The sequence below is a fragment of the Psychroserpens sp. genome (assembly GCF_036960315.1).
Taxonomy (GTDB): domain Bacteria; phylum Bacteroidota; class Bacteroidia; order Flavobacteriales; family Flavobacteriaceae; genus Psychroserpens.
Window position 1 is genome coordinate 191593 of sequence record NZ_JBALVR010000001.1, and the last position, 16949, is coordinate 208541.

The window sequence follows — 16949 nt, forward strand, 5'->3', positions numbered from 1 at the left end:
AGTTTCAGATAATTAAATGCCACTTTATAAAATTATTCAACCAAATTCACAAACTACAGTTAAAGTTTGGAAGATTACCGAATCTTATGATGATTTAATGAGTCCATTAGATTTAAAACCTAATAGTTTAAAGCGCGTTTTAGGAATGAAAAGCGAGCTACATCAACGCGGATTTCTTAGTGTTCGCCATTTACTAAGAGATTTTGGATATACAGATCAGGATTTATACTATGATGACAACGGGAAACCACATTTAAAGGACGGCAAATATATATCGATTACACATTCGTTTACGTTTTCAGGAGTGATTGTTAGTGATTCTGAAGTTGGTATTGATATTGAAAAGCAACGACAAAAGATAACGATTATCGCTAATAAATTTGTGGATTATGAGTTTCAATACTTGTCTGAAGACGATGACGACTACATCAAAAAGCTCACAGTAATTTGGGGAATTAAAGAATCGCTCTACAAACTATTTGCAACACCTGGGATGTTGTTTAGAGAGCATTTTTTGGTCATCCCATTTATGTTGGACCATGGTGAAACGGTTGCTTGGATTGATTATGAGGATAAAAAATACAGATACAATACACACTTCCTAGAATTTGAAGGTTTTACTTGTGCTTTTGTTACGACTTAAATGAAAGCGATATATAATAACATATTAGGCTCAATATCCGAAGGTAAAAAACTGTTGGCTGTTTTAATAGATCCAGATAAAATGAAGCCTGAAGACTTATCTGGTTTTATGCAAAAATTAAATCAATCTGTGGCGACTCATGTTTTTGTTGGCGGAAGCGCTGTTAATGAACATGCTACAGAGATTTTAGTGGCTGAAATTAAAAGGTATACCCATTTACCAATCGTGTTATTCCCAGGAGATGTGACACAAATCACAAATCATGCAGATGCAGTATTGTTTCTGTCATTGATTTCTGGTGATAATCCTGAGTATTTAATCGGAAAGCATATTAAAGCCGTTTCAAAACTCAAGTATTTTGACTTAGAAGTGATCCCTACAGGTTATGTTTTGATTGAAAATGGAAAGCAAACTTCAGTAGAAAAAGTAACAAAAACGAAACCTTTATCGAGACATAATACTCAGCATATAGTTGATACGGCAAAAGCGGGAGAGCTCCTAGGAATGCAATTGATATATCTCGAGGCTGGCAGTGGTGCGATACATCCTGTGCCAACAGAAATCATTAGTTTTGTAAAGCAAGAGTTAGAAATTCCTTTAATTGTTGGAGGAGGTATTAGAAGTAAGCTACAATTGGAAAACGCCTATAATTCTGGAGCAGATCTTGTTGTTATTGGTACAGCCTTTGAAGACGACGAGAATTTTTTTGATGAATTAAAAAAAGACACACTTGAATGATATTTTAGACTTTTTTTTAGAGCCTTATCGTACAGCTTCTACTTTAAATATTATTTTAGAGTTCATTGCTGCTTCATTTGGAGTTGCTAGTGTTTTTTTTGCTAAGCAAGAAAATATTCTTGTCTATCCAACAGGAATTATCAGCACAGCAATCTATGTGTATTTATTATCACAATGGAATTTATATGGAGACTTAATCATTAACATCTATTACACTTTAATGAGCGTTTTTGGCTGGTATATGTGGAGTAAAGTGATTGATGATAAAAAAAATCATATTCCAATTTCTAGAACAAATACAAAAGATAAACTAAAAGCAATAGGTATATTCTTATTCACTTCCATTTTTGTAATTGTTATATATCGCTATTATAATGTGATGCCAAACACATTAAACTTTACCGAAAGCATACAATATGCTTTCAAAAATTTAGCTTCTGGTAATTTAGAAAAGTTTAGATTAGCAATACCATTTATTGATACTTTTACAACAGGCATATTTTTTGCTGCCATGTGGTTGATGGCTCTTAAGAAAATAGAAAACTGGACATTATGGATAATAGGTAATATAGCATCTATACCTCTATATTTTGTGAAAGGATATGGTTTTACCGGAATTCAATATTTTGTTTTTTTAATTCTAGCAATTCTAGCATATAAACAATGGAAAAAAAGCTTAAACAGCAACCTAGCAACTGTATAAAAGTTGTTTTATATGGTCCGGAGTCTACTGGAAAATCATCTTTAGCTAAAGAACTGGCTAATTGGTATGATACGGTTTATGTTGAGGAGTTTTCACGTGGTTATGCTGAAACTAAAGCACATGACAATCTACAGTTAACTAAAAAAGATGTTTTACCTATTGCTGTCGGGCAGATGGCCTCAGAAAATAGACAGATAGAAATCGCTAAAAAACTATTGATTTGTGATACAGATTTGTTAGAGACTAAAGTGTATTCTGAATTTTATTACAACGGATTTTGTCCAGAACCAGTAAAAAAATATGCGCATGAAAATACTTACGATTTGTATTTTTTAACTTATATTGACACAGTATGGGAAGCCGATGGTATTCGTGATCAACCCAATAACAGGTTGCAATTATTTAATCATTTTGAACGCGCATTAATCGATGCTAAAAAGCCTTATATCGTTGTAAAAGGAGGTTTTGAAAACCGATTTGACACTTGTAGAACACATATTGATAAACTTTTAAAAAGAACGTATTGAATTTCTCTAAAAAAGACATACAACAAATAGAGCGTAAAGGGTTAACTGTGAAAAAAGTAGAACAGCAAATTCAACTTTTTGAAAATGGATTGCCTTTTTCTAACCTAGTTTCAGCAGCGACAATTGATAATGGAGTTTTAAGGTTATCAAATGATAAAAGCGAACATTATATTTCGAATTTTGAAAAGAATAAGAATAAAATTTCAATTTTAAAGTTCATACCAGCTTCTGGTGCTGCAACGCGAATGTTTAAGTTTTTATTTGCGTTTTTGGAGGGGTATGATATTAAAAAAGAGAGCATTAACTCTTATATTAATAACCAGGATAATAAAGATTTATCGATCTTTTTTATCGGTCTTGAAAAGTTTCCGTTTTATCACATTGTATTGGAAAAACTTGAGGAAGACAACCCAAGCTTCAGCATGTTATCTATTAATGAACAACATTTGAAATTTGTCGAAATGATGTTAGATTCTGACCATCTAAATTATGGAAATTACCCTAAAGGTTTATTCCCATTTCACGAATATAAAAATCAAGTCATATCAACGGCATTTGAAGAACACTTGTTCGAGGCGGCATTATATGCTTCCGAAGGTGAAACTACAAAGTTGCACTTTACCATTTCAGAAAAACATAATCATAATTTTGATGAAGAATTTACTCGTATAGAGGAAAAAGTAGAAGATAAAACAGGTTCAAAATTTGACATATCATTCTCATATCAAAAGGAATCTACAGATACCATTGCTGTTACCTCTAAGAACAAACCATTTAGAGATGATGATGGATCCTTGTATTTTAGACCATCTGGACATGGAGCTTTGATAGAAAACCTCAATGATTTGGAAGCAGACGTTATTCTTATTAAGAATATTGATAATGTCGTTACTTATAAATACAAAGAAGAAGTTGCGAAGTACAAAAAAATATTGGCAGGTATTTTATTGGAAGTTCAAGAACAAGCATTTAAATATCTTGATTTACTTGAAGCCGGACATCTTTCCGAAGAACAACTTATTGAAATTGCCGAATTTCTAGTTAACAGGGTGAACGTAAAAATTAGTTCTGAGTTTGAAAAATACTCTCTTAAATATCAAGTTGAATATCTAACAGAGAAATTAAATCGTCCTATTCGTGTTTGCGGAATGGTAAAAAATGAAGGTGAACCTGGAGGTGGGCCATTTTGGGTTAAAGACGAAAGCGGAAATATCTCACTTCAAATTGTAGAGTCTGCACAAATCAACAGAAAGAGTAAACATCAGAAGGAAATTTTAAAGAATGCGACACATTTTAATCCGGTAGATTTGGTTTGTGGGATTAAAAATTATAAAGGTCAAAAGTTTGACCTCAAGAAATTTGTAGATGCAAAAACAGCCTTTATTACCATGAAAACCAAAACAGGAAAAGATCTTAAAGCACTTGAGCTTCCTGGACTATGGAATGGTAGTATGGCTAATTGGAATACTATTTTTGTTGAAGTACCATTGATTACGTTTAGTCCTGTGAAAACGGTTAATGATTTACTTAAAGGGCCTCATCAAATCAAATAAGATGTTTGATGAACACGCCATACTACATGAGTTAGGCTTCAAGGCAATTAGAAGTTCTGGAGCTGGAGGACAACATGTCAATAAGACATCTTCTAAGGTGGAACTAACTTTTGATTTGGAAAATTCACAAGTGCTTTTAGAAGAGCAAAAAGCAGTACTTCGAACGAATCTTTTAACGAGGCTCACAAAAGCGAATGTGCTCATTATGCAATGCGGTGAAAGTAGGAGTCAGCATAAAAATAAATCCATTATTATACATCGTTTTTTAGAGTTACTCAAGGCTAATCTAGTTGAAGACAAAGAACGTATTCCTACGAAAATTCCAAGAGCAGTTGTGAGGAAACGACTCACCAATAAACGCAAAAATTCCGTAAAAAAAACAAATCGAAAACCCCCTGAAGTCGATTGAATAAAAAAATCTAGTAATTCTTGATGTACAAACGGTAAATCTATTTTATCTTTGCAACGTTCTCAAAAAAGGGGTGCCTATTATCGGCTGAGATCATACCCATTGAACCTGAGCAGGTAATGCTGCTAAGGAAAGCGAACGTTAATAAAATGTCCTGTGGAGATTTTTAGTGAGTGCAGAAAAATGCTTATAGCATTTTTCTAATCAAATTAGTATTAACGTTTATAGTTACTCATTATTAACCAAGAATAATGACCTCTTTTTATTCGATTATAAATATATAGTCGTATGAAAATTTTATTCAATTATTTGTCCTTTCAGCGAAGGCAGAAATCTCATGCTAGTCTGCTTTTTGCCTTTTTATTAGGGTTTACTTTTTTAAGTTTTTCACAAGAAAAACAACAAGATTCTACCAAAATAGAAAAGCTAGACGAAGTCTTAGTGAACGCCGTAAGAGTTAATGCTACATCTCCCATTACACATAGTAATGTGACCAAAAAGGAATTGACAAAACGTAATTTGGGACAGGATATTCCTGTCTTGTTAAACTTCTTGCCTTCAGTAGTTACAACGACTGATGCAGGAGGAGGAGTAGGTTATACCGGAATTCGGGTTCGTGGTATTAATGCGCAATCTACCAATGTAACCATTAATGGAATTCCGTATAATGATGCGGAATCTTTAGGAACCTTTTGGGTAAACTTAGGAGATTTTGCATCCTCTGTTGAGAGTTTGCAACTGCAACGTGGTGTTGGAACATCAACCAATGGTTCTGGCGCTTTTGGAGCAAGTATCAATGTGTTAACAGACGCTATTTCTACTAATTCTAATGGAGAAATCTCTAATTCCTTCGGAAGTTTTAATACAAGAAAGCATACGGTGAAATTCAGTACAGGTTTATTAAATGACCATATAGAAATTGCTGGTCGTTTATCAAACATTTCTTCAGATGGATACATTGACAGAGCAGCAACAGATTTAAAATCATACTTCTTACAAGGGTCATATATTGATGATAATACCTTAATTAAAGCGATCACGTTTGGCGGAAAAGAAGTGACGTATCAAGCTTGGAATGGTATTGATGCAGAAACCTTGGAGAATGATCGAACGTTTAATCCGTCAGGGATTTACACGGATGCAGATGGCAACACACAATTTTATGATAACGAAGTTGATAATTACAATCAAGATCATTATCAATTACATTGGAATCAACGTTACAACAATCGATGGTCCACAAATATGGGTTTAAATTATACCTACGGAAGAGGATATTTTGAACAATACAAAGAAGATGAAGATTTCGCAGATTACGATTTAACACCTTTAGACATTGGAGGTGAAACGGTTAATACTACCAATTTAATTAGACGTCGTTGGTTAGACAATGACTTTTATGTACTGAATGCTAGTGCAAACTATAAAAACAATGAAGTGAATTTAACCTTCGGAAGTTCGTATAGTTTCTATGATGGAGATCATTTCGGAGAAATCATTTGGGCAGAATTTGCAAGCGATAGCGAAATTAGAGATCGTTATTATGAAGGTAACGGACAAAAATCAGATTTGAGTTTTTTCACTAAGGCGACCTATCGCGTTACTGATAAAGTGAGTTTGTATGGCGATTTACAATTGCGTTTGGTAGGTTATGAAACCTCTGGTTTGACCTCAGATAGAATTCCGTTTAATGTAGATGAAAATTACAGTTTCTTTAATCCTAAAGCAGGAATCACTTTTAAAGTAAATGGAAATAATAGCTTATATTTTTCATATGCTAGAGCAAATAGGGAACCAAACAGAAGTGATTTTGAGAATAATGCTAATGTAAAACCAGAGCAACTAAATGATTTTGAATTAGGATGGAGACATGACACTCAAAAATTCAGGTTGAATATCAATGGCTATTACATGCTCTATAATGAACAGTTGGTATTGACGGGTCAAATTGATAATACTGGAGACCCTGTTCGAACAAATAATGGAGACAGTTTTCGTTTAGGTCTTGAAGTAGATGCAGCCGTAGCCATTACAGATAAATTTTCTGTGCAACCCAACTTCACCATAAGCTCTAATAAAAATAAGCAAACCTTTGCATCTGTTAATGGTGAATTGTTAGATTTAGGAAAAACGGATATTTCATTTTCTCCAGAATTTATTGCAGCTAATGCTTTAGTATTTCAACCCAAAGAAGGATTTCAACTATCACTTTTAAGTAAGTATGTTGGTGAACAATTTATGGGAAATACTGAAAACTCAGACTCAAAGCTGGAAAGCTACTTTATAAACGATTTTAGTATCACTTACGAGTGGAAGCCTAAAACGATTTTTAAATCTATTGTGTTTTCAGGATTAGTAAATAATATTTTCAATGAAAAATATGTGTCTAACGGCTATTTTGGATCATTCGATTTTGATGATTCAACAAGTCCAACAGGAACGACTACAGGCTACTTTTCAGGGTTTTATCCGCAAGCAACTACTAACTTTTTGGCAGGTGTTACTTTGAAGTTCTAATAGTCTTACGAAAACAGGAATCTCAAAATAAAAACTCCCAATCAATTGATATGGGAGTTTTTTATGATCTATACTTTTGAAGCAATTCTAATTGCTAATCACAATATTAGAACCACTAACTGTGACACGATATTCTTTAAGTCCGCATGGTAATGGATCTCCAATAGCTTGTCCAGTAAATAAGCTGTATTCATTTTGGTCTGTGCAACCACAAATGGCGTTAGCACCATCAATTTGCAATAGAGAACAAGCACTAGGCACGTGATTTGGATCTGCTGCATCCCAAGCTCTGTAATTGCTATTACCAACATTGGTCACAATAATTCCTACATTACCTCCTTGGTTAGACACATAAACTGAATTGCTAGTAAACATCAATTGACTAAACTCTGGTAAGTTTAAATTAAGAGTTGCATTGACACCAACATTGAGTAAAAAATTGCAATTATTTATATTATCATCATCTCCACAATTGGTTAAGAATACGAGTGATAAAACGATTAAGATTTTCTTCATGAATTAAATTTTTCAGATCACTGAGTTTTTTTGTTAAAAACTCATTTATGGGTTGCAATTTACAATATTTTAAAAGGTTGAATTAAATATTTTGTATCTTTGTATTTGAAATCTCGTGATAGCGGGATTTTTTTATTCCGACTACTTGTACAGAGCGAAGTCGAAGTATATTTTCGGAATCTTTTTATTAATAAACGAATGAATTATGAGTAAAGTATCTTATTATACTCCTGAAGGATTAAAAAAGTTAAGGGACGAACTTAAACGGTTGAAAGATATAGAGCGTCCAAGAGCATCTCATGCAATTGGTGAAGCCAGAGACAAAGGTGATTTGAGTGAGAATGCAGAGTACGATGCAGCCAAAGAAGCACAAGGAATGTTGGAGATGAAAATTGCTAAACTAGAGGACACTTTAGCTGGAGCACGAGTAATTGACGAGTCGCAAATGGACACTTCTAAGGCACTAGTATTGTCTAAAGTGAAAATAAAAAACCAAACTAATGGCATGGAAATGACATATACTTTGGTTGCAGACGGAGAAACCGATTTAGCTTCAGGTAAAATTTCTGTGAATTCACCTATAGGAAAAGGGCTTTTAGGAAAATCTGTTGGAGAAGTTGCAGAAGTACAAGTGCCAAATGGAGTGATGAAGTTTGATGTCTTGGAAATTTCCAGATAACAACACCTATTAACTTGTTAATATATAAATATAGAAAAGATTCCTTCAAAAGAGGAATCTTTTTATATTTACATAGACTCTAAAAATTAAAGCCATGGCATCCCTATTCACAAAAATAATTAATGGCGAAATCCCGTGTTATAAAATAGCAGAAACTGAAGATTATTTGGCTTTCTTAGATATTAATCCAAATGCTAAAGGACATACGCTTTGCATTCCGAAGAAAGAGGTTGACAAGATCTTTGATTTAGATGAAAAGGCTTATCATGGGCTTATGGAATTTTCGCGACAGGTTGCTATAGCCTTAGAGAAAGCAGTCCCTTGCAAACGTGTAGGAATGACTGTTATTGGATTAGAAGTACCACATGCTCATGTGCATTTGATTCCGTTAACTTCCATGGAAGATGCACGGTTTATAAATAAAACACAGCTAGAAAAAGAAGAATTTGAAACGATTGCCAATAGGATTGCTTCGTTTTTGTAGCAATACCATTTGGTAAATGATATTAAAACTTCAAAAGTCCTGTAACGAAAAGCAGCACCACAATTAACAAAACCGCATCGGCAATAATTACAACCCAAGCTAGTTGCTTTAATTTCAAAGATTTTGGCTTTGGAACTACAGCGCGTTTTTGATAGGCAACAACTTGTTCAATATCATTGGTCCATCGTACTGGAAAAATAGTGGTATTGCATGTATTGCATTGCATTTTATGAATGGTTTCTTGAGTTATAGATTTATAGAATGCATTTTCAATAAATTGCTGTTTAAATGTGAGCTCTAATCCTTCGTTAGAATAACACTCCGGACAATTATTATTAAGTTGGACTTCCTTTAATGTAAAGTAGTGTTTCATAGCTTTAAATTATGCCAGCAATTTTAGTGAAATTTGCATGGTTGTGCCTTTTCCAATTTCTGAATGGAGTACTTTAATTTTTCCGTTGTGATAATCTTCGATAATACGTTTTGCTAATGATAATCCCAATCCCCAACCACGCTTTTTTGTCGTGTAACCAGGTTGAAACACAGAACTAAAGTTTTGTTTTGAAATTCCTTTTCCAGAATCTTCTACAGTTATTTTTACATATTTATCATCATTGGTAATGGCGAGTTTTAAACTGCCTTTGCCTTTCATAGCATCGATAGCATTTTTAACCAAATTCTCAATTGTCCAGCTATATAATTGATGATTAAGGTCAACATAAAGTGTTTCTTCTGGAGTTGTGATTTCGAAGGCAATTAATTTTGAAGATCGCGCTTTGAGATATTGAAACGAATCTAAAGTTTCTTTAACAACATCTGTTTTTTTCAATGTTGGCATAGAACCTATTTTACTAAATCGATCGGTTATGGTTTGCAATCTGGAAATGTCTTTTTCTATTTCAACTATGTATTCTGGATTCACATTTTCGCTTCTTAAAATTTCGGCCCAACCGATTAAAGAAGACAACGGAGTTCCTATTTGATGAGCTGTTTCTTTTGCCATACCTGTCCAAAGTTTATTCTGATCGGCTGTTTTGGAGCTTTTATAGAAGAAATAGACTACTGCCGCAAATAGAATTATAATGAGTAGTAATGCTAATGGATAATATTTTAGTTTATTTAACAATGGGGAATTTCCGTAGTAAAGCGTTTGATTATTGGTTTCAATTTTAATTGGGATATTTTCTTTGCCATACCTTGAAATAAGCGTTTTGAGGTTTTCATTGACATACATTGATTCTTTGATGTTATGTATAGAATCAATCTCTGTTTTGTTAATAATATTCCTGAAACTCCCAACCGTTGAATCCGAATTCATAAGAATCATAGGCGTCGTATTATTATTGCCAAGTATTTCAAAAGCGAGGTCTAAATCGGCGAAGATATCATCACTTTTATTGCTATCAGATTCCTCGAGAGCCTTAAACATATCCCTTTGAGCTAAAGACCAAATTTCCATTTTGCTGCGTTCTTCAGCCTTAAAATTTTGAAAAAACACATAGGTATTCCAGAGAATAAGAGAGATAATAATGAATGAAGCCACGATAATAATCCATCGTGTCATATTACGATTTATGGTAAGTGCCATTAAGTTAAATTTTGATTTTTAAATATAAACGATTTATGTTAATAATATTGTCTTGTGATAGGGTGAATTCATTTTTATAACATATTCAATATGGTTACATTTGCATTTCAATATCTTGAAACGGTTGCGTTTAAGATGAAAACAGCAAGAAAATGGCATCTTTTACTCCAAAAGACTTATCTACAGGACGATTACATGGTTACTTATTAAGTGCTGTGGCTCCTAGACCTATAGCTTTTGCGAGTACGATGGATGAAGACGGAAACCCTAATTTATCGCCATTTAGCTTTTTTAATGTGTTTAGCGCCAATCCGCCAATTATGATATTTTCTCCAGCACGTCGTGTTAGAGATAATACCACAAAGCATACGTTGCAAAATGTTGAGGCGACAAAAGAAGTTGTAATAAATGTAGTCAACTATGATATCGTACAGCAAATGTCACTGAGCAGTACCGAATATGCCAAAGGCGTCAACGAGTTTGAAAAAGCTGGATTGACCATGTTGGAGTCTGATATTGTAAAACCATTTCGAGTTGCTGAATCTCCTGTTCAATTCGAATGTAAAGTCAATGAGATTGTACATTTAGGAACCGAAGGAGGCGCAGGAAATTTAATCATTTGCGAAGTTGTGAAACTTCATATTTCAGATGATGTTCTCGATGATAAGGAGGTTATTGTTCAAGAAAAATTAGACCTCGTAGCAAGAGCTGGCGGAAGCTACTATAATAGAGCAAAGAAGGGCTTTTTTGAAATACCAAAACCTTTATCAACTATTGGAATTGGAGTTGATGCTATGCCTTCACAAGTTAAGAACAGTATGATTTTAACGGGAAACGATTTAGGAATGCTTGGGAATGTAGAAGCGCTGCCAAATCAAAATAATATTGACGAATTTATCAACAATGTGAGTGAGCGTTATCCTAACATAAAAGAAATGTCTCATCGTGAAAAACATAAAATTGCCAGAAACTATTTGAGTTATGGTGATGTAGATAGTGCATGGAAACTGTTGCTATCATAATAATAAAAAACAATCTAAATTTAATATAAGTAATACAAAAATGGAAGTACAAGGAAAAGTCAAAATGATTGGAGAAACTCAAACGTTTGGAAGTAATGGGTTTAGAAAGAGAGAATTGGTAGTAACTACAGAAGAACAATATCCACAACATATTTTGGTTGAATTTGTTCAAGACAAAACCGATTTATTAAATAGTTTTCAAGTTGGACAAGCTGTAAAAGTAAATATCAACTTAAGAGGTAGAGAATGGGTTAATCCACAAGGAGAAACTAAATATTTCAACTCTGTTCAAGGATGGAGAATCGAAGCAGCTCAGGCTGAAGGTGACAATGTGCCTCCTGTAGCACCAACAGAAGCTTTTGAACCAGCAACAAATTTAAACGAAGAAGATCACGACGATTTACCGTTTTAATCTGAATTTCTGATTTACGGACACTGAGCTATGTCGAAGTGTAGTCGTAGTGAAAATATTAAAGAGCCTCAATTATATTGAGGCTCTTTAAATTAAAAAAGCCCCAAATTTCTTCGGGACTTAGTATTGTGGTTTTAGGTTTGACCTTTACAAACAAACTCAAAAAAAAGCAATGATGAACAAAATTTAATTCATAGAGGTCATATCAAATATGAAGAAAAATCTCAAGTATTCAAAGTTAATACTTAGATTTAACACACTATTGATGAATTATCACGATGTAGTTTTTATATGCATTTTCTAAATCATAACATAGAATTTCCCGATGTATCGTTGGCCTCAAAAGAAGGGATTGTTGCCATTGGAGGAGACTTATCGCCTAAGCGATTGTTGCTTGCCTATACAAGCGGAATCTTCCCATGGTTTGATGACGAAGAACCTATTATCTGGTGGTCGCCAGACCCTCGGTTTGTCTTATTTCCTAAGAAACTAAAAGTTTCCAAAAGCATGAAACAAGTCCTTAGGAATACTGATTTTGTAGTGACTATAAATCAGGATTTTGAAGCGGTTATGGATCAGTGTTCAAAAGTAAGACGTGATGGTCAGCAAGGAACATGGATTACACAGAATATGAAGGAATCCTATATGGATTTGCACAAATTAGGCCATGCAAAATCTATTGAAGTCTGGTTAGACAATCAGCTTATTGGAGGTTTATATGGTGTTGACTTAAATAATGGCGTGTTTTGTGGAGAAAGTATGTTTAGTCTTATTAGTAATGCCAGTAAAGTTGGGTTTATCACATTTATTCAGAATTCGAATTATAAACTCATAGACTGCCAAGTTTATACCAACCACCTAGAGAGTTTAGGAGCAGAAGACATTCCTAGAGATGAGTTTTTAAAGTATTTAGGTAAGCGTTAAACTTCGTCATATCTAAAACAACTAACTTCATGATCATTAATCATTCCTGTAGCTTGCATATGTGCATAGACTACAGTGGAACCCACAAATTTGAATCCGCGTTTTTTCAAATCCTTACTAACAGCATCACTTAAAGGTGTGTTTGCTGGTGCATTTTTGGAATCTTTAAATTTGTTTTTGATAGGTTTTCCATCAATAAATTCCCAGATATATTTTGAGAACGACCCAAACTCGTCCTGTACTTTCATAAAGGCTTGTGCATTAGTAATGGTAGCGTTGACCTTTAATTTGTTTCTAATAATACCTTCATTTTGAAGTAGGCTATCTACTTTTCTTTGATCGTATGTTGCGATTTTTTTATAATCAAAATGGTCAAGTGCTTTTCTAAAGTTTTCACGCTTTTTTAAAACTGTAATCCAACTCAAACCTGCTTGAAAGGTTTCTAATATTAGAAATTCAAATAAGGTATCGTCGTCCTTTACAGGAACACCCCATTCTTCATCATGATACGCTTTGTATAAGTCATTACCTGAGCACCAACCACATCTGTGTTTTTCCATAATAATTCGATTGAAGTTTAAAAATAGTAAGTTTTTGCCCAATACTTCGTCTTAGAGTTAGACAAATCAATTTGAGTAATGATTTTATGATTTAAATCATTTTCCACATTAGGAGTTTAGCTTAAATTACAAACCAAAATAATAAGATGATTACATTAGAACATATATCAGTACAAGACATTATAGATGAAAGTTTACAAAAAGCAATTTCATATCAGGAGTATCGCGATTTAGTGAAACAATTAGTTTCAGAAGAATCTACATCTGGAAATGAAAAAACCGAAGCTTTGATTAATTATACCATGCTTAACGATAGGCGAATGAAGCGTTGGGATAAAACGGTTAAAATTTCCGAGGAGGTAATAGAAAAAGTATCTCATTTCAACGGAAATGTAACTTGGTTGGTCATTACCGAAAGTTGGTGTGGTGATGCGGCTCATGTGATCCCTGTACTAAATAAACTTGCTGAATTTTCAGAAAACATAGAACTAAAACTCGTTTTTAGAGATGAAAATGAAACTTTAATGGATCAGTTTTTAACCAATGGAGGAAGAGCTATTGCAAAATTAATCATGATTGATAATACTACAAATGAGGTGGTGAATACCTTTGGTCCAAGACCAAGCGAAGCGACTAAATTAGTAAATGATTATAAAGCTGAACATGGTAAGCTAACTCCAGAATTTAAAGAAGATTTACAAGTTTGGTATAATAAGAATAAAGGTCAGAATATCATTGAAAATGTAATGACACTTCTAGGGTTGTAGTTATTTTCCTTGAAAATAGTACGTAATAGATCCAATCTGACTTTTACGTTCTGCCGAAGAAAACACAGCGTTTTTTGCATATTCTAGTGCAGTTTCAATTAAACATTGATTGTTGCTAGACGATGACGAATTGATATAAGTGTCTGTCACTTGACCTTGATGGTTTACAGTAATATTCACCACAATCTTGCCAGCTGTTTCACATAAATATACTGGTGGTGGCAGTTTTACTTTTGACCTATTTGATAGTGAAAAAGACACGCTACTTGCTGAATTACCCTTGCTATTTTTAGTATTCTTTTTTGGAGAATGCATGGCCAATACGTCATTGGCCTTACTAAATGTATTGCGTTCTTTTTCTTTTAAGGCATAATCTTTAGCTATGGTGCTCGATGAGTTAGACGTCATCACATCCTCTGGATTTTCCGAAGTGTCTTTAGATAGTTCTTCGGGTTCTTTGGATACCTCATCGTCATGCTGAGTGCTCATTGATTTAAAATTACGCATCATCTCCTTAAACTCTTCATCTTCATTAAAGGCTTGATTGGTTTTTGGATTTGCGTTTTCAAGCGCTTCAAGTGCTTTTAAGAGTTCTAGTTTTTTAAGTTCCTCTATGGTTTGAGGTTCAAGTTCATAATAACTTTCAGTAATAAATCCTGCCTTTTTCTTAATACTGAAACTGAACAAAGCAAGAACTATCGTTCCTGTAAGTAAGGACGTAATGAGAAGTGCTTTATTTTTTTCTATAAAGTTCAATTAGGCGTATTTTAATTTAAGTTGGTGTCTTATATACGTTAAATTAACGAAAAAAGATTAGAATATCATAAACTCTAGAAAAATCGCAAAGCTTGAGAGCTTTTCATTTTGCCTAAATCCGAAGCGTTTTCTATTAAAATCAAATCCAATTAACAATGAGTTTTTAAAGTCATCGTCATAAGCCCGATATCCTATTCCTACTTTATAAGTAGTGCCATTTTCAAAAGTTTTTCCCAAGTCGACAAGTTTTCCGTAACCACCACGAATAAAAACTTGATCATCAAAATCAAAGATATTATAGGTGAAATCTAAAAATACGGGTAGAAAGTTTAAGTCCTGATCAATGTAGCGATCGTATTCAACGTTGAGTCCAATACTCGATCTCGAATCAAATTGGTAACCAAGCGTATTGCTAATGAAGATTCCGTTGATATTAATGAAGGTCTCGCCATCATCATTGGCAATGGTATAATCTTCATTAGTCGTTAAGGTTGCAGATAAAGATGCTTTGTAAAATAAGCCGCTAGTTTTTTCCTCGTCTTGTGCGTTTACTAGTGTAAAAAACAATAATAGGAGTAATGTTGAGAATTGCTTCATGATTAATTTTAGTTAGAAGCAATAGTGTTATCAATAATTATTCCGAAGACAAGGATGCAATAAAATCTTCAGGGGAAACCGCATTTGCAACATTAAAGTCACCAATTTTTGTGCGTCGTAAGACCGAAAGATGTGCTCCAGAGCTTAATGCTTTTCCAAAATCGTGAGCTAACGAACGAATATAAGTTCCTTTACTACAAACGACTTTAAACGAGATATTTTGGCCATCTATTTTGGTGATTTCAAATTCTGAAATACGAACTGTTCGTGAATTAATCTCAACACTTTCTCCTGCGCGAGCGTATTCGTATAAACGTTTTCCATCTTTTTTTAATGCTGAAAATACAGGCGGAAATTGTTCAATATCACCAATAAATTGTTTTGTAGCCTCATGAATTAATGCTTCGGAAATATGTTCGGTTGGAAATGTTTGATCTATTTCAGTCTCTAAGTCATATGATGGTGTTGTACTACCTAATACAAAAGTGCCAGTGTATTCTTTATCCTGACCTTGATATGTGTGGATTTGTTTGGTCATTTTTCCAGTACAAATAATGAGTAATCCTGTTGCCAAGGGATCGAGTGTTCCTGCATGACCAACTTTTATTTTCTTAATGTTGAATGCTTGCCTGATTTCCCAACGCAATTTATTTACCGCCTGAAAAGAGGTCCATGTCAACGGTTTGTCGATGAGTAAAACTTGACCAGATTGAAAGTCTTCGGTAGTCATATTTTAGTTATTAAGTAAAGCAAATATAATAGCAACGATGCCAACAACAACACAATAAATAGCGAAGTATGAGAGCTTACTTTTCTTTACTAAGGCTATCATCCAAGTGCAAGCGAATAACCCAGCAATAAATGCTGCTACAAACCCAGCGCCTAAACTAGTGAAGTTTGAACTTTCGTAAGTGATGTTTCCACTCAGCACATCTTTAGCAATTTTTCCGAGGATTAGTGGAACAACCATTAAAAATGAAAATCGAGCGGCTTTGGTTTTATCATTTCCTAATAATACAGATGTTGAAATTGTTGCTCCAGATCTAGAAATTCCTGGTAGCATGGCTACGGCTTGAGAAATACCAATCACGAATGCATTTGAGAAACTCACTTTTTTACTTGTATTTTTGGCTCTATCTGCTAAAAAGAGTAGTGCGGCAGTTACTAAAAGCATGCATCCAACCAGCAATATATTTCCGCCAAATAATTTCTCGAGTTGCTCCTCAAAAAAGAGTCCAACAATTGCTGCAGGAATCATTGATAATGCAATTTTTGAAACGAATTGAAGGTCTTCATTCCATTCAAATTTCAAAACACCTTTAATAAGACTTAAGATGTCTTTTCTGAATACGACGATGGTGCTTAGAGCTGTTGCAAAGTGCAGTACGACTGTAAATATTAGACTTTCTTTTGGCACCGAATCATCACCAAGAATGACTTTGCCTAGTTCGAGATGGCCACTAGAAGAGACTGGTAAAAACTCGGTAAGTCCTTGAATAATTCCTAATACAATTGAATCGATAATATCCATGGGGCAAAAATATCAAAATAGGC

The 16949-nt window shown here is 33.9% G+C and carries 21 protein-coding genes; 13 read left to right on the forward strand and 8 right to left on the reverse strand.

Going from position 1 to position 16949, the window contains the following annotated elements; all coding sequences use genetic code 11:
• Positions 1-16: 16 nt before the first annotated feature.
• From V7719_RS00815 to V7719_RS00845, 7 genes are all read left to right on the forward strand, one after another.
• A complete protein-coding gene (locus V7719_RS00815; protein ID WP_335727953.1) occupies positions 17-643 on the forward strand; it encodes a 4'-phosphopantetheinyl transferase family protein in 627 nt (208 codons plus the stop codon).
• Positions 644-1381: a geranylgeranylglyceryl/heptaprenylglyceryl phosphate synthase gene (locus tag V7719_RS00820; protein ID WP_335727954.1), complete on the forward strand. Its 738-nt coding sequence runs from the start codon at positions 644-646 to the stop codon at positions 1379-1381. It abuts the gene before it with no gap.
• On the forward strand, positions 1374-2084 hold the full coding sequence (gene pnuC / locus V7719_RS00825; protein ID WP_335727955.1) for a nicotinamide riboside transporter PnuC: 711 nt from the start codon (positions 1374-1376) through the stop codon (positions 2082-2084). The genes V7719_RS00820 and pnuC overlap by 8 nt, the downstream gene beginning before the upstream one ends.
• Entirely contained in the window at positions 2045-2611 is a 567-nt protein-coding gene (locus V7719_RS00830; RefSeq protein WP_335727956.1) for an ATP-binding protein, read from the forward strand. Before pnuC ends, V7719_RS00830 begins: the two co-directional genes overlap by 40 nt.
• Positions 2608-4164, forward strand: coding sequence for a DUF4301 family protein (locus V7719_RS00835; RefSeq protein ID WP_335727957.1), 1557 nt, complete (start codon positions 2608-2610; stop codon positions 4162-4164). Before V7719_RS00830 ends, V7719_RS00835 begins: the two co-directional genes overlap by 4 nt.
• Before the next feature lies 1 nt (position 4165).
• Positions 4166-4573, forward strand: a complete 408-nt coding sequence (gene arfB / locus V7719_RS00840; protein WP_335727958.1) for an alternative ribosome rescue aminoacyl-tRNA hydrolase ArfB — start codon at positions 4166-4168, stop codon at positions 4571-4573.
• A 288-nt stretch (positions 4574-4861) separates the two neighbouring features.
• Positions 4862-7090 (forward strand): TonB-dependent receptor, encoded by a 2229-nt coding sequence (locus tag V7719_RS00845; RefSeq protein WP_335727959.1) that lies wholly within the window; start codon positions 4862-4864, stop codon positions 7088-7090.
• Positions 7091-7177: 87 nt separating this feature from the next.
• Here the strand turns inward: V7719_RS00845 and V7719_RS00850 are convergent, their stop codons facing one another.
• Complete coding sequence (locus V7719_RS00850; RefSeq protein WP_335727960.1) at positions 7178-7606, reverse strand: Rieske (2Fe-2S) protein; 429 nt, start codon at positions 7604-7606, stop codon at positions 7178-7180.
• A gap of 205 nt (positions 7607-7811) precedes the next feature.
• Here V7719_RS00850 and greA point away from each other — a divergent pair, with 205 nt between their 5' ends.
• A complete protein-coding gene (greA, locus tag V7719_RS00855; protein ID WP_335727961.1) occupies positions 7812-8285 on the forward strand; it encodes a transcription elongation factor GreA in 474 nt (157 codons plus the stop codon).
• A 94-nt stretch (positions 8286-8379) separates the two neighbouring features.
• The gene (locus tag V7719_RS00860) at positions 8380-8769 is read left to right on the forward strand and encodes an HIT family protein (RefSeq protein WP_335727962.1); all 390 of its coding nucleotides are present in this window, start codon (positions 8380-8382) and stop codon (positions 8767-8769) included.
• 22 nt (positions 8770-8791) lie between these two features.
• Here the strand turns inward: V7719_RS00860 and V7719_RS00865 are convergent, their stop codons facing one another.
• Together V7719_RS00865 and V7719_RS00870 are read right to left on the reverse strand one after the other, a co-directional pair.
• Positions 8792-9142, reverse strand: a complete 351-nt coding sequence (locus V7719_RS00865; RefSeq protein ID WP_335727963.1) for a hypothetical protein — start codon at positions 9140-9142, stop codon at positions 8792-8794.
• A 9-nt stretch (positions 9143-9151) separates the two neighbouring features.
• Entirely contained in the window at positions 9152-10357 is a 1206-nt protein-coding gene (locus V7719_RS00870; protein ID WP_335727964.1) for a sensor histidine kinase, read from the reverse strand.
• A gap of 152 nt (positions 10358-10509) precedes the next feature.
• On the opposite strand from V7719_RS00870, the gene V7719_RS00875 reads away from it, so the two are divergent.
• From V7719_RS00875 to aat, 3 genes are all read left to right on the forward strand, one after another.
• Complete coding sequence (locus tag V7719_RS00875; RefSeq protein ID WP_335727965.1) at positions 10510-11379, forward strand: flavin reductase family protein; 870 nt, start codon at positions 10510-10512, stop codon at positions 11377-11379.
• A 40-nt stretch (positions 11380-11419) separates the two neighbouring features.
• Positions 11420-11791 carry a DUF3127 domain-containing protein gene (locus V7719_RS00880; protein ID WP_335727966.1) on the forward strand — a complete coding sequence of 124 codons (372 nt, stop codon included), beginning with the start codon at positions 11420-11422 and terminating at the stop codon, positions 11789-11791.
• Positions 11792-12082: 291 nt separating this feature from the next.
• The gene (aat, locus tag V7719_RS00885) at positions 12083-12715 is read left to right on the forward strand and encodes a leucyl/phenylalanyl-tRNA--protein transferase (protein ID WP_335727967.1); all 633 of its coding nucleotides are present in this window, start codon (positions 12083-12085) and stop codon (positions 12713-12715) included.
• Here aat and V7719_RS00890 read toward each other — a convergent pair.
• Positions 12712-13275, reverse strand: coding sequence for a DNA-3-methyladenine glycosylase I (locus tag V7719_RS00890; protein ID WP_335727968.1), 564 nt, complete (start codon positions 13273-13275; stop codon positions 12712-12714). The genes aat and V7719_RS00890 overlap by 4 nt on opposite strands.
• A 146-nt stretch (positions 13276-13421) precedes the next feature.
• Here V7719_RS00890 and V7719_RS00895 point away from each other — a divergent pair, with 146 nt between their 5' ends.
• The gene (locus tag V7719_RS00895) at positions 13422-14042 is read left to right on the forward strand and encodes a thioredoxin family protein (protein ID WP_335727969.1); all 621 of its coding nucleotides are present in this window, start codon (positions 13422-13424) and stop codon (positions 14040-14042) included.
• Here the strand turns inward: V7719_RS00895 and V7719_RS00900 are convergent, their stop codons facing one another.
• From V7719_RS00900 to V7719_RS00915, 4 genes are read right to left on the reverse strand one after another with little or no spacing between them, the layout of a single operon-like run.
• Complete coding sequence (locus tag V7719_RS00900) at positions 14043-14798, reverse strand: hypothetical protein (RefSeq protein ID WP_335727970.1); 756 nt, start codon at positions 14796-14798, stop codon at positions 14043-14045. It abuts the gene before it with no gap.
• A gap of 57 nt (positions 14799-14855) precedes the next feature.
• Positions 14856-15395, reverse strand: a complete 540-nt coding sequence (locus V7719_RS00905; RefSeq protein ID WP_335727971.1) for a hypothetical protein — start codon at positions 15393-15395, stop codon at positions 14856-14858.
• Between the two features lie 37 nt (positions 15396-15432).
• Positions 15433-16125, reverse strand: a complete 693-nt coding sequence (truB, locus tag V7719_RS00910; protein ID WP_335727972.1) for a tRNA pseudouridine(55) synthase TruB — start codon at positions 16123-16125, stop codon at positions 15433-15435.
• A gap of 3 nt (positions 16126-16128) precedes the next feature.
• Positions 16129-16926: an undecaprenyl-diphosphate phosphatase gene (locus V7719_RS00915; RefSeq protein ID WP_335727973.1), complete on the reverse strand. Its 798-nt coding sequence runs from the start codon at positions 16924-16926 to the stop codon at positions 16129-16131.
• Positions 16927-16949: the final 23 nt, after the last annotated feature.

Excerpts from the sequence above, each read along its gene's own strand:
- V7719_RS00815 (WP_335727953.1), top strand. The coding sequence starts at position 17 with ATGCCACTTTATAAAATTATTCAACCAAATTCACAAACTACAGTTAAA.
- V7719_RS00820 (WP_335727954.1), top strand. The coding sequence starts at position 644 with ATGAAAGCGATATATAATAACATATTAGGCTCAATATCCGAAGGTAAA.
- V7719_RS00830 (WP_335727956.1), top strand. The coding sequence starts at position 2,045 with ATGGAAAAAAAGCTTAAACAGCAACCTAGCAACTGTATAAAAGTTGTT.
- arfB (WP_335727958.1), top strand. The coding sequence starts at position 4,166 with ATGTTTGATGAACACGCCATACTACATGAGTTAGGCTTCAAGGCAATT.
- V7719_RS00845 (WP_335727959.1), top strand. The coding sequence starts at position 4,862 with ATGAAAATTTTATTCAATTATTTGTCCTTTCAGCGAAGGCAGAAATCT.
- V7719_RS00850 (WP_335727960.1), bottom strand. The coding sequence starts at position 7,606 with ATGAAGAAAATCTTAATCGTTTTATCACTCGTATTCTTAACCAATTGT.
- greA (WP_335727961.1), top strand. The coding sequence starts at position 7,812 with ATGAGTAAAGTATCTTATTATACTCCTGAAGGATTAAAAAAGTTAAGG.
- V7719_RS00860 (WP_335727962.1), top strand. The coding sequence starts at position 8,380 with ATGGCATCCCTATTCACAAAAATAATTAATGGCGAAATCCCGTGTTAT.
- V7719_RS00865 (WP_335727963.1), bottom strand. The coding sequence starts at position 9,142 with ATGAAACACTACTTTACATTAAAGGAAGTCCAACTTAATAATAATTGT.
- V7719_RS00870 (WP_335727964.1), bottom strand. The coding sequence starts at position 10,357 with ATGGCACTTACCATAAATCGTAATATGACACGATGGATTATTATCGTG.
- V7719_RS00875 (WP_335727965.1), top strand. The coding sequence starts at position 10,510 with ATGGCATCTTTTACTCCAAAAGACTTATCTACAGGACGATTACATGGT.
- V7719_RS00880 (WP_335727966.1), top strand. The coding sequence starts at position 11,420 with ATGGAAGTACAAGGAAAAGTCAAAATGATTGGAGAAACTCAAACGTTT.
- aat (WP_335727967.1), top strand. The coding sequence starts at position 12,083 with ATGCATTTTCTAAATCATAACATAGAATTTCCCGATGTATCGTTGGCC.
- V7719_RS00890 (WP_335727968.1), bottom strand. The coding sequence starts at position 13,275 with ATGGAAAAACACAGATGTGGTTGGTGCTCAGGTAATGACTTATACAAA.
- V7719_RS00895 (WP_335727969.1), top strand. The coding sequence starts at position 13,422 with ATGATTACATTAGAACATATATCAGTACAAGACATTATAGATGAAAGT.
- V7719_RS00905 (WP_335727971.1), bottom strand. The coding sequence starts at position 15,395 with ATGAAGCAATTCTCAACATTACTCCTATTATTGTTTTTTACACTAGTA.
- truB (WP_335727972.1), bottom strand. The coding sequence starts at position 16,125 with ATGACTACCGAAGACTTTCAATCTGGTCAAGTTTTACTCATCGACAAA.
- V7719_RS00915 (WP_335727973.1), bottom strand. The coding sequence starts at position 16,926 with ATGGATATTATCGATTCAATTGTATTAGGAATTATTCAAGGACTTACC.